Source organism: Spirosoma terrae (assembly GCF_010435915.1).
Taxonomy (GTDB): Bacteria; Bacteroidota; Bacteroidia; order Cytophagales; family Spirosomataceae; genus Spirosoma; species Spirosoma terrae.
In genome coordinates, this window is record NZ_JAAFZH010000004.1 from 561,432 (window position 1) to 573,714 (window position 12,283).

The following is a 12,283-nucleotide window of genomic DNA, read 5'->3' on the forward strand; positions in this document are numbered from 1 at the left end:
CTATGGGAGCAATAAGGACTTCAATTAAATATTTTTATGATGTAACATCAGAACTTGTCGGCATTAAATCAGGTCTACTATTGAATCAATATCAAATAAATCAGCTATTAAAAGAAAATTTTACAGACGATTTTCTTGATATAGACGATATTAACACTGGCCTTAGAATAAGAGCAGAAGATTTTGAAGGAAAAATAAAATATATAAGAATAAGAATAGGAAACTTACCAAATAAACCAAGAACATTTAAATCATATCAATTATTAGGACAGTATGTCAACAGTCAAGAACGATTAATTGAAATATCAGGCCTTCAATCAGTCCTTTACAGTACTCTTGAAAAAGACCTCAATTTAGATTTAAAAGAAGTAAAACAATTCTTATATAAAGATATAATAGATAAGAATACTCCAGAAGAGATAGTTGATGCTTGCATTGAAATCACTTTTGAAAGAATCGACGAAAGCATAATTGTTCCTAGCTCAATTAGTTGGGATGGTATAACTTCTTTGTCAAATTTATTCAACATGGAAGTTAAGCCAGTCCGAGACGATGACTTCTTAGATCAAAAATTTTTAGATTACCTGGCTGTTAATGGGAAAGACATTGAAAATATACATTGGAGAAACTTCGAACGTTTTTGTGCACAATATTTTAAAAAAGAAGGATATGAAGTAGTCCTTGGACCAGGCACTAATGATGGCGGGGTAGATATAAGAGTTTTTGACTTAGAAGACAAAACAAAGCCTAGTTTATTAATACAATGTAAAAGATACAAAGACGAGAATAAAATATCAATTGAGACAGTTAAGGCATTTTACACAGATGTGCTTTTTGAAGGTGCAAAAAATGGCCTTATAGCGACAACTGGTTTTATTAGTAAAGGAGGGAAGAAAGTTTGTGATATAAGAGATTATAATATAACTTTTGCAGAAAAGAGTTCAATTGAGAATTGGGCGAAAAATATGTGGACATTCTCCCCATTAAAGTAAAAGCTATAGCCACTTTTCCAAAGTGGCTATAGCTTTTACTTTAAATTGTTTAAATTATACTACCAAACTTCTTTCTAAAAAAGGCGAGCATTCCACTTTCATTATAAGTCAAATCCGTCTTTTCTTGCTTCGCTAGGAGTTTCCGGTAATTAACCAATGATGCTTCTTCTTCATTGCCTTCTTCTGTCTCGTCTTGATCTGTGTCGGGCAAAGGCACCGGAACGGGAATAGCTTCGTTCTTCTTCGATTTTCTTTCGATAAAGGCCAGTAAGTCCACAAAGTGATTCTTCTTGGTAATCTCGATAATGCCTGTTCCTGGATTGCCGTTTACCTCGGTCACGTAGGTCTGGCCCATCTTCTCCCGAATCAAATCTACCCCGGCAAATTCTAAACCTACGGCTTTGGCTGCATTCACACACATCTCGATCTCGGTTTCACTTAGTTCAATAGCGCGACCATTCCCACCCTTTGATAAATTGGCCCTAAAATCGCCTTGGCTGGCCGTTCGTTCCATCGCTGATACCACTTGACCGCCTACCACGATAGCGCGTATATCGGTCGGATTTCCATTACTACTATTATGGGCTTTCACAAAGCGTTGGAGCTTAACGGGAATATTGGCCTTGTAAAAACTCTCTAACGTCGTATTAGCCGCTAAGGGTGTTTCCAGGATCGATACGCCAGTTCCTTGTGAACCCGTGAGCTGCTTCGCTACTACAGGCAAACCCCCGGCCTTGTCAATGGCAAAAGCCACGTGGTTAGACCGTACCGCAAACACCGTTAAGGGTGTGCGGATGCTACTGGCACTGAGTACCTGGCTCGTCCATAGCTTATCATGAGCCACTAGTAGGCCGATGGCCGTTTGGGGGCTGTACACCTTTAGGTTCTCGTTGAGGTGCCGTAAAATCGACACGCAGAGCGGCAGGTCAGCGCCGATCCGGCTTATGATCGCGTCGAATGAGGCCGCAAACAGGCGCACAGGGCTTTCCAGATCGGGCGAGCCATTAAAGATGCGGTCATAGCCGTTGACCTGCTCGGAGATGAACAAATACAGATTGCGGGGGTCATGAACCTCATAACTATGGCCCGCGTCGGTAATGGCCTTGATCAAATGTTTAGACGGGGTACTCGTACTTAGTACTAAGAGTTTCATTTGTTTTTGTTGTGTTTAAAAGGTGAAAATTGGAAAGCCAAAGATGGCTCGATCAACCGCTCAGCGAAAGGACAAAACTGCACACGCCGTTTGTCGAGCCGATTGGAAAGTGGGCGAGCCAACACTTGAAAATGGAAATTCATATATTCGGAAATGGATTTCTGGAAATTTCCAAAACCGCTAAAGGGCGGGGTCGATAAAGAAAAAAAGCCCCTAAAACGGGGGGTGTTTTGCGATAACTACCTCAAAAACAAGACATTGACCATAAATGAGGGTGCAACTTTTTGTGAAAAGGTAATTGCTTGATAATCAACCGCGTTACATTACGGCGCTCGAATGGAGGGGAAACGCATCAATTTGGGAAAGTGGGGCTTAGTGAGCTGTGTGGAAAGTGGAAATTTCCAACCAGTAAGCGTTGAAATCTTTATGGTTAGCGTAGAGCCGTGAGCGGTCGATGATCTTATTTCCCAATTTACCGAGTTGCTCTAAAGCTTCTTTTCCCGCCCGATCATTGTCCAAAAACGCGCTAATTTGATCGTATTGCCGCAAAATGGGCAACGCACTTTCCAAATTGGTCGTGGAGTTAAGCACCAGGGTAGGCAGTCTAGGCGCTTCACACCGGTAGTATTCCAGGGCTGACAAGAAATCAAATAATCCTTCAAAGACATTGACGGCGGTAGCCGCTTGGCTGGCTGGTATTGTCGTGTATCCGGCTGGTCCTAGATTACGTTTGGCCCCTACGCCATTCCGTAGCGCATAACCGCCTTTGTCGTTGGCAAAACCCAACGCAAACAGGTTTTTGCCGCCCTGTTGAAAGTAGACCTCCTGACAGTACCGGCGAGCGATTGGAAAGCTGATTTGGCGGCTTTCCACGTAGCGGATTAAATGCGGGTTGGCTAGGAGCTTGACCGACCGGATTTCGGTGCTGGTGCTTTCCTGTTTTAAAGGCCCACTAAAAGAAAAGTGAGGTTTGTTGGCTAGTCCGGCGAATTGGCTCAGCCGTTCGACGGCCTGAGCAAAGCTACAGCCCTCTAATCGCTCGACCAGCCGAATTACATCATCACCCGCTTCACTAGAGCCAAAATCTTTATAGCGGTTGATGGTCGTATTGACCGAAAAGGAGGGCGTGTTTTCTTGACGGAAAGGTGATTGATAAATTAATCGCTGGCCTCGTTGGGTAATGGGCTGAAATCCTCGATAAGCCAGGTAGTCGGCAATGGCTACCTGCTTGGCTAGTTGTATGGTCTGGGGGGCAATCATATGACTTTTTTCTTCGTGGGCTTTTCAGAATATTATTCGGCTAGCCTTGCCAGACGGACGAAGACAGCCAACAGAACAATATTTGGCCAAAGTAGTGGACAGACAAAATCGGCGTATTTCCCTATATAGGGCGTTTTGTCCTGTCTGTCCAAACTTTATTCTGTCTAGGTGTCTCATTTAACCTTAAAACCAAATATTATAAATTTAATACAAGCATTTTGGCGCTTTTTAGCTCATTTTCTTAGACAAATACAAGTTGTCCATGTTGTCCAATCAGTGGACAGACAGGACAAAAAGCCTTATATATATAATTGTCTGTCTGTCTATATACAGGGGCGTTTGTCCGGCCTGATAGCTGTCTTAAAAAAATTCTATCATCAAGCGGGCGACTGGCGGGCATACATATCTCCGTCATTGACCAACAGGTTTAGGGTAATGGCTCCTTTTATACGACGTAAAGCCGTTTTGTCCGAACCGGCACTTTGATCGTGTTTGCAAATGGCCGCCATGAGTTGCGCTTTCGTCAAGGAGGCCACCCCTTTAAAACAGAGGGCCAGTAAGCCACTTAGGAATTCGGGATCATTGTCCTTACCGGCTTTCTTTTGGGCTACTCGCTGATTGTATTCATCCGTGGCCAGGGCATCAAGCAGGATCATTTGCTTCTGCTCCTCGGAGTAGCGGAAGTAGACATTCTCGAAGTCGTCACCAATCCGAATCAGGCGGCTTTCAATGCTGTGCGTTTTGGTTTCTCGATCTTTACGAACGGCAATTAGTCCGGCGCACTTTCGCTCGATCTGACTCCCCAAATGACCACGCACCGAACCCCCTCCCTTATTTTCATGGATCACCACGATTAAACAGGTCTTATGCCGGGAGGCTAGTAGCGATAGCTCTTCAATCAGGGCGTTCGACTTTTCTTCATCATTGACACCCGGCAAGAGGTCTGCCAGGCCGTCAATGATCAGTAAATGCAAGTCCAGGGCATCAAATGTGGCTCGTACCGCTTGTAAGCGTTGCTCCATTGTTAGTTCCAGTAGACTCAGGATATGTAGATTATCGGGACAATCGCTTAGGCCAGCGTAGCGCAATACGCGGTCATGCAAATCCTGGGTACTGCTGATATGTTGCTCAAAATCCAGGTAGACTACGTCGCGATTATCCGCCAAAGCGGATTTGATACTCAATGTTTGTTCGGGACTTGAAAAGCTGGTTAGGGTCGTGGCTAACATGAAACCAATCACGGTCGTTTTGCCCGATTTAGGTGGGCCGGTAAGAGCTGAAATCATGCCTTGTAAGCCATAGTTTGCCCCAGAAATACGAATAACCGGCATAGGTGCCGGGTGCTTGGTGTGGTGGGATATTCGGTGCTTACGAAGGTCAGAAAATGTTAATAGTTTTGGCTGTTCGGGGGTGATCGATGGCGCTATCGGTACACTCGGTATTTTAGGTGGCGTATCAGGGCGTTTATGGATAGCTAAATCGGTGGTAATCATTATCTTTGCGTTAGCTTTTTGAGAGAATTAAACATGATATAGAGTAAGCCCCGCCAATTATGGCGGGGCTTCTTTGTGTTAATTGGTCGGGGTGAGTAAAGCGCGTAGTTTGTGGTTTTGTCGCTTGACGGCCCGGAGTTGATCCCGCAGCTCGTCGATCTCGATCAGTTGTAGACCAAGCAGGATGGTTTGGCGTTGAATACGTGCTTTAAGTCGCTCAATCTCATTAGGCAAATCGTCCAGGCCCGTTAGTGGGTCAATAGTGGGCATGAGTTAACTGGCTAGTTTGTTTTCGTCCTGCTTCTGAATCCGCTTAAACTCTCTGATTACCGTTTCCCTACGCCCTTTGTAATAATGCTGTTCTGTCATGTAGGTACGACTATGGCCCATCATTATGGCCGTTTGATCCAACTTAAAGCCACGTTCTTCGGCAAACATGGTAAAGGTCTTCCTAGCCAGGTGAGTGTGTAGTGTCTCCCTTATACCGGCTACGTTACCAATCACTTTAAGCCATTTGTTCATCTTCTGATTGCTCAGCACTGGCAGCAAAACGCCTTTTAAACGGCATATAGGATGGTAGCGGTACTTGTCAAGAATAGCTTTTGATTCAGGAAATAGCGGCACAAACGATTGTTGGCCTGACTTGCTACGGTCTTTTAAAATGCATTGTACATCATCGACCGTTACTAAGTAATCTTTGGTCAAGCTGGCCACGTCTGCATAAGCCAAGCCTGTATAGCAGCAAAAAAGAAATACATCCCGTACTTCATTAAGAGTCGATTCTACGAATTGAGTTTTCTGAATCGTCTCCAGGTCTTCAATCGTCAATGTCTTTACCTCTTTGCGTTGCTTGTTTAGCCGAGCCGCTTGCAATACGTTACGATCACACCATTCATAGGCTACTGCATAATCCAATACCGATTTCAGAAATTGAATGACTTTTATAGCGTAATTGTGGCTGCTCTTACGCTCCCCTTTCACATAACCTAACAGCTCATAATGCACCGCAGGCTTAAGCACTTCAAGAGTAGCATCTTTGCCATAGTATAGGGTAGTAAAGTCACTGATAATACGAGTGTAGCGCCGATATTGCTTGAGTGTGCTCAGCGTAATGCCATTTCCCAAAAGCTTGCTTTTTTGCTCTGTCCATCTGATCAAAGCTTCAATGATTGTAGGCGTATGATCGTCATGCCCACGTAGCCCTAGAGCAATATCACGAATCGTTGTAGGGTCAATGCTCCTACCCGTTAACTCTCTCTCCTTAAATACTTTAAGAATCGTTGCTTTTAGATCAACGATACGAGCAGTGTTATAGGAATCATTAACTATGTGGAGAGTTTTCGGGTCAAATTCCGAAGGATCGGCCCGAATACCAAGTGATTTGAATGAGCTTGTTTTTCCATTACACCGTACTCTAAACCCTATGGTTCCACTCTCCTTTCGGACAAAGAAATTAACGGTACAAACGGCGAACTTTACGGATGTAGCTCTTTTTAAACGGCGCTCCGCTTTTGCATACTGCTGCTTGAAAGTCATACTTTTACGTTTTGAAATATTTAGAATTAGTAAAGCCCTACAACCTCGATGTGGTAGGGCTTTCTGCTTTATAGCAGTTCAGTAATTGGAATATTGAAGATTGTAGCTACCCTTTTTAGCTCATCAATGGTAGGCACTAAACGGCCTTTTATTAGCAATCCAAACCGCTTAGGGTTGATTGCTATTTTAGTGTAGAACTCCTTATCCGTCTTAATTTTAAAGCCTAATTTGGCTTCATAGAGCTTTACAGCTTGGGCAATGGGAGGATTAGAACCATGTTGCATAGTCATATATTGATTACGTTAATCAAAAAGCGATTATGCAAATATCTATAATCAATAATTTATTATGCAAGTACGATAGTGATTATATTTAATTCAATAGTGAATATTGTACTATCAAATATTGATTATGAACATTGCCGATAAGATAAAAGCAATACGCAAAGCGAAGGGCATCACTCCTACAATGATGGCTAAAGAGCTAGGTATTGAAGCAACCAACTACCCCAGATTTGAAAACAGAGGGAATAAGTTAACTTATGACAATATCGAAAGCATATCAAAAGCACTGGGAGTCACTGTAATTGAGCTACTTACCTGGGGTGAAAGCCAAAAACCAATCAATGGTGATACTTCTTTTAAGGACACTGATAGTCTTAATGCAAGAATAGATGAACTCGAAGAGAGAATTAAAGATAAAAATAAGATTATCAAGGTATTAGAGAAAGAAATTAAAGATGTATCTAAGACGATAGCTGTACGTATTAGAGATAGGATTGAACTCACAGCCTTACAAAACAATGTAGGCATAGCTGTTATAAAGTATAAAGGCAATAAGGAAACCTCCCTTATAACAGCCCAAGAGTACAATAGCGGTAAAACCTTAATGCCTTATGAGAGTCCGTACTTATATTCTATTAGACTAACTGATGAAGAATTAAAAGAGACTTTCTTTAAATTAATGAAAAGCTCAATTTTCCATGATGTTATGGAAACAGTCATTCATGAAGGCTTACTTGAAGATGATGAGTTAGAGGAGCTATACATGGAGTACTTTAATGTGAACGACTAGGTTGACTAATCATCTAACAAACTCGCTCACATTATTGACTATTTAGTCACAGCAAAACGGCTTAATTACTCACTAGTAGCATTTTTTATACTTGACATGAGAAATTCATAACTAATTTTGCAGTCACATAGAGCCAGACGTAAGGAAAACATATTGATTATCAGCGCATAAGAAGTGTCACAAGCCAGACCCTACGAGTGCACTGGATAATTCTAATAAGCCTTAAAAGCCCGCAAATAAGCGGGCTTTTTGCATTTTACCCCCCTATCCCTCTAGCACTCAAATTACTGCAAACGTGTAACTTCTGTAGGCGATCCCTTGAGAAGTTGTTCGGTACTTTGCAGATCGGTATTCATACATAAGAGAGCTTCACGGATTGGCCTTCGATTAGTGTTACGAGTAAGCAATTTTATTTTTCTGCTGGTTTGAATAAAGTTTGGGGAGTTGATAGAGGGCAATATCTTGGACCAGCTGAACCAGGCGCTTTGTTGAAGGGTGATCGCTACGAAAAAATAACTATTCAGTGATTGGTGCTCCGTTAGAAGCTTGTTTCTTAATTCCATTCAAATGGGTTGGAATAGGTATAAAACCTAAATGATGACCACTACCACTCCTTTGGCGAATTAGCTCTATCCATTTACGCCGGGCATCTTTAAAGCCTGATTTATAGTTTAAACGCCAATTGACACGTATCAATTGGCGTTTGTTTTTTTATAAAATCAATATTATCATTAATCCAATCTTAAACCGCATCTCGCAGCCATAGATGGTCTCCAACGTGAGCATGATTACGGGCTCCATAAAAAATACGGATAGATAGGTCAACTACACTCTATGTTCATTTCCATAGCGTTTAATGAAAGCGCTGGATGGCCAACATAAATACTGGTGCCGTTTCCAGAAAGAGGTGGTTTTCAGAGCTTGGCATTTTTACCAATCACTCGAAAGTCCTGGAGCTGGTAAACCTGGGAACGAGTTGCTCCAGCCCGCTCCGGTCGATAATCCTGGTGTCGGCGGGGTCTATGGCGAGTTCCAGGATGTTACGTAAGTGCCGTAAAGTACGATTTACACAGCTATAAACAATAATCCGTTCTGCGTACTGACATATCCGTTCTGCGTAGGTAAAGCCCAAATCATGGCTGTAGTTTTGCCTCGAACATAATACTACGAACACATGAAATTGAGATATTTAGTATGGATAGCCTGGGTTAGCCTATGGCTAGTTACAGCTTGCAAACCAACGGATGGAAATATAGCACCAGAAAGTCCAACTACCCCGCCCGTTGAACCAATACCCTTTCCAAAAGGACAGCCAATAGGGAATCAAACTAGTTTTACTATCACTCCGGCAGGCGGTGAGTTTGTCTCCCCTGATAAACAGATTAAAGTGAAAATCCCCGCTGGCGCGGTTAGTAAGTCAACCACCATCACGATGCAGCCAGTCCAAAATACCGACCCGGCAGGACTGGGAAAAAGTGTACGCCTTCTTCCGCACACCATTGAATTCAAGAAGCCGATCACGATCCAGTTATCCTACGCTTCGTTACTGGATTCGATTCCCTCCATCAATGCCTTAAGTGCAGCCTATCAGGATGAACAAGGTATCTGGCGATTTGCCCAGAGCCGGGCAATCAATGAGCGAGCGCGAACCGTTACGGTTGCTACGACTCATTTCAGCGATTGGAGTATTGCCACAGCTGTACGATTGTTGCCTTTCGAAACGACGTTGTCTGAAAACGAAGAACAGCGGTTTCGGCTAGTCCAATACGTCCGAATTAATTCCTACGACGATTTTGGCTATGAACTGGACGATGATGCACTAACTCCATTAGTGCCAGCTACGGTGAAAGTGATTTATGAAGGCCAGCCGCTTGACCCCAAATACGTGAAAGCGGATAGTTGGGAATTAAACAGTACGGATCGGGGGAACGAACTAGGCCATATTGACTCAGCGCCGAATTCATCAGAAGGCATCTACAAAGCTCCTCTACGTATTTCACATCCGTATCAGGTTGGGGTTTCCGTTGCTTTTAATAGCTCATCGAAGGGCAAAATACTATTCGTTGCTACAGTCAACCTGGTACCAGGTAACGCGGTTATTTATCGAATCGGGGAGGGAAGCTGGCAGGCCATTCAAAATGTGACGGTACGAAAGGTTAATGGGTTATTTAAAATTCAAGGCACCAGCTCCACCACGGGAGTAGGAATAGTATTGACGTGGCAAGGTGACAAAGGCAATTATTCCTGGAATGTGGAAAATAACAACGGCATTTCACTCATTGATCCATCGCCCTATCTACTGTATTCCAGTGCTTACCATGACACAAAGGGAAATGTAGTGAACAGCGGTGGTGAATTGATTATTGATCAGTTAGGAAATCCGAGTCAGTTAGTTAAGGGCCGTTTTACAGTTAAACCATCCGGTCTAACGACGTTGAAAGGGGAAGAAATCGGACCAGGTATTGAAGGCTTCTTTAGTCTAACAAGAGGGCCCGATATGTGATTGCGTTTATAGTTGTTGTTTACCGTTTGCCTAACCTACGAATCTTAGCTTATACATTGCTTAAGATTCGTAGGTTAGGTCAAACTTTATTATACACGATATCCATGAGCCAGAACCGTACGTTATTACGGGCTCTGTCCAATCAAGTGTGTCGAATTAGAATGAACTAACCTGACACGCTTGATTGACCATGGTTGGGTTTGTTAAGCCAATATTAAATCTGAATCGATAGTTTTTTTTTCAGAACCCTTCAGTCATATTTAATTGTCAATCCTTCAACTTTCGACCCTGTTATGAAAAACAACCTACTTATCACCTTGACTTTGATCTGTCTGGTTAGCTGGCAATGTTCACCCGACCCCTCAACGGCTCCAGCAACACCCGATGGTGTTGTGATTCCATCCAGGATTAATTATGATGAGTCGAGCCGCCAGTTGATGAAGGAGTTGGCCCCGCAAATTGTGGGTACATGGACCTTGCGCCAGGTTTCTATTAACTATCAAAAGAATACCTATTTCCACGAGCAAGCTAAAATTTCAAAAGATACGACCATCCAAAATTTAGCCACCTTGACCATTGTTCCGGCAGCCAAACCCCGCACCTCCCCTATTGACACGCGCCGTGGTGAATATGATGGAACCATTCAGTACGCCGGAAAGAGTTATCCAATCCAATTCGATATGCTGGCGAATGCAGAATGGCTTGTCAGCAAAAAAGGGCCACAAACGTTTTTCTTATTTGATTTTCGTTTCCCGGATGGTATGCGGATACCAGAACCGGAAGATACGTATCTGAAAAATATTGGGTTGGTAGGTGATAATTATTCGCTGGAAACGACCATTGGTCAACCCAAGATGATCTGGCGAGGTTTAAACAGAGGAGTCGAACGGATTGAATTGATAAAGCAATAGTCTTTAGATAAATGCCTTAACCTACAAAATGCCACCAGAATCTGCTCATTTCTGGTGGCATTTTATTTTAGAGACAATGTGAATTATTGTATGTTGATTTGGTCAGCGAATCCACGCCCGCAAGGTTTAGATTTGCCTTGACAATATGCTCCAGCGTTGTTTTATCCACCTCATACCAGGTGCACGTCATACCACTATGCAGATCTACTTCGATACCTAACCGTTGCTCTTTACGACTATACCACATGGCATGCCGGTTGCCCATTGTTGGATCAACATCCCGAAAGGTATAACCGAGTTTACGAAAGTCATTGGCTGGCAGTTTGTCGTATTGCTTGAGCAAAAGCTCTAAGGCTACCCGTTGTGCTTCCAGTTTCGTATCAAACGTACCAATGCTCTGGTATTGGTTTATCCCCAGAACATCGAGCGAATCACAGCTAAAACCAACGAGTGAAAGTAAGCCATAGCAAAATAAAGTTTTCAATTTCATTCCGTTCGAAAGTTGTAGCATCAAATATATGAACCGCTTCTAATACGACAATAATTTATAATTTCCTACACTAAGGAAAATGTCCAACCGGCCTGACTTCCCAGTGGCGCTATGCAAGGCACAACTACACACCTTAAATAGCACCTCAATTGTATAAAAAATTAAATGAAACTCGAATACTTCAACTAAGTAGTTAGATGCTATTAATTATATAAATCTTATTTTTTATTTAGTATACATATATGCATCTTTACAGCCCACTACGGAGAATTTGTGCGTGAACAAGTTTATAAAAGTGAAGACGAGGTCAGCTATCATCTTTGACGTCGTTTAAACGTTATTAAAGATTTGCTTTTACAGATTTATTCACGGACCACTATACCGACCCGTATCCTCTAGCTTAAGTTAAATATGTTGATGACACTTGGTATCAACCAGATACGTATCCATAGCCTTATTAACACATTCATATTGTTCTTTCCTTTTCATTCAGTGCTTTTCAAATCAGTATTTATGAGTACAAGAGCCTCACGTAGTAGCGTTCGATTAGTGTTATTGATTGTATTTTTCAATGGTATTCCCAGGCCATCATTCGCTCAGTTTACAAACCAGGCGTTAAGTGGAGAGCATCGTTTCTGGCTTACATCTGGCTTAGGAAAAACAAGATTCCTAAGTTTAAATAATGGATTCAGTTTTCAACCACGTAACAGAAATTTTGTACTTACCGGACGATATACGGTCAGCGGTGAATTTTTAAGCCAAACCACACCAGGCTTAAAAATTTCTGATGCTGGTCTCTTATATGGGCTACGAGTAAGCAATTTTATTTTTTCTGCTGGTTTGAGTAACGTTTGGGGAGTTGATAGAGGGC

The 12,283-nt window shown here is 42.5% G+C and carries 13 protein-coding genes; 6 read left to right on the forward strand and 7 right to left on the reverse strand.

Annotated elements, in window-relative coordinates:
* Positions 1–2: 2 nt before the first annotated feature.
* The gene (locus GK108_RS13005; RefSeq protein ID WP_163948503.1) at positions 3–992 is read left to right on the forward strand and encodes a restriction endonuclease; all 990 of its coding nucleotides are present in this window, start codon (positions 3–5) and stop codon (positions 990–992) included.
* Between the two features lie 49 nt (positions 993–1,041).
* Here GK108_RS13005 and GK108_RS13010 read toward each other — a convergent pair whose 3' ends face one another.
* From GK108_RS13010 to GK108_RS13035, 6 genes are all read right to left on the reverse strand, one after another.
* Positions 1,042–2,145 carry an ATP-grasp domain-containing protein gene (locus GK108_RS13010; protein WP_163948505.1) on the reverse strand — a complete coding sequence of 368 codons (1,104 nt, stop codon included), beginning with the start codon at positions 2,143–2,145 and terminating at the stop codon, positions 1,042–1,044.
* Positions 2,146–2,517: 372 nt separating this feature from the next.
* Complete coding sequence (locus GK108_RS13015) at positions 2,518–3,405, reverse strand: toprim domain-containing protein (RefSeq protein WP_163948509.1); 888 nt, start codon at positions 3,403–3,405, stop codon at positions 2,518–2,520.
* 377 nt (positions 3,406–3,782) lie between these two features.
* Complete coding sequence (locus tag GK108_RS13020; protein ID WP_163948512.1) at positions 3,783–4,898, reverse strand: AAA family ATPase; 1,116 nt, start codon at positions 4,896–4,898, stop codon at positions 3,783–3,785.
* Positions 4,899–4,976: 78 nt separating this feature from the next.
* Complete coding sequence (locus tag GK108_RS13025; RefSeq protein WP_163948516.1) at positions 4,977–5,168, reverse strand: hypothetical protein; 192 nt, start codon at positions 5,166–5,168, stop codon at positions 4,977–4,979.
* Positions 5,169–5,171: 3 nt separating this feature from the next.
* Complete coding sequence (locus GK108_RS13030) at positions 5,172–6,434, reverse strand: site-specific integrase (RefSeq protein ID WP_163948519.1); 1,263 nt, start codon at positions 6,432–6,434, stop codon at positions 5,172–5,174.
* Between the two features lie 68 nt (positions 6,435–6,502).
* Positions 6,503–6,724, reverse strand: a complete 222-nt coding sequence (locus GK108_RS13035; protein WP_163948522.1) for a hypothetical protein — start codon at positions 6,722–6,724, stop codon at positions 6,503–6,505.
* A 121-nt stretch (positions 6,725–6,845) separates the two neighbouring features.
* Between GK108_RS13035 and GK108_RS13040 the strand changes: the two genes are divergently transcribed.
* From GK108_RS13040 to GK108_RS13055, 4 genes are all read left to right on the forward strand, one after another.
* Positions 6,846–7,508 (forward strand): helix-turn-helix domain-containing protein, encoded by a 663-nt coding sequence (locus tag GK108_RS13040; RefSeq protein ID WP_163948524.1) that lies wholly within the window; start codon positions 6,846–6,848, stop codon positions 7,506–7,508.
* A gap of 856 nt (positions 7,509–8,364) precedes the next feature.
* Entirely contained in the window at positions 8,365–8,556 is a 192-nt protein-coding gene (locus GK108_RS13045; RefSeq protein WP_163948527.1) for a hypothetical protein, read from the forward strand.
* A gap of 126 nt (positions 8,557–8,682) precedes the next feature.
* Positions 8,683–10,011, forward strand: a complete 1,329-nt coding sequence (locus GK108_RS13050) for a hypothetical protein (RefSeq protein ID WP_163948530.1) — start codon at positions 8,683–8,685, stop codon at positions 10,009–10,011.
* A gap of 293 nt (positions 10,012–10,304) precedes the next feature.
* The gene (locus tag GK108_RS13055; RefSeq protein ID WP_163948534.1) at positions 10,305–10,922 is read left to right on the forward strand and encodes a hypothetical protein; all 618 of its coding nucleotides are present in this window, start codon (positions 10,305–10,307) and stop codon (positions 10,920–10,922) included.
* Between the two features lie 67 nt (positions 10,923–10,989).
* On the opposite strand, the gene GK108_RS13060 is transcribed toward GK108_RS13055, so the two are convergent.
* Positions 10,990–11,412: a hypothetical protein gene (locus tag GK108_RS13060; protein ID WP_163948537.1), complete on the reverse strand. Its 423-nt coding sequence runs from the start codon at positions 11,410–11,412 to the stop codon at positions 10,990–10,992.
* A 513-nt stretch (positions 11,413–11,925) separates the two neighbouring features.
* Here GK108_RS13060 and GK108_RS31160 point away from each other — a divergent pair.
* Positions 11,926–12,283: hypothetical protein (locus GK108_RS31160; protein ID WP_212592788.1), on the forward strand; the 358-nt coding region annotated here is incomplete at its 3' end.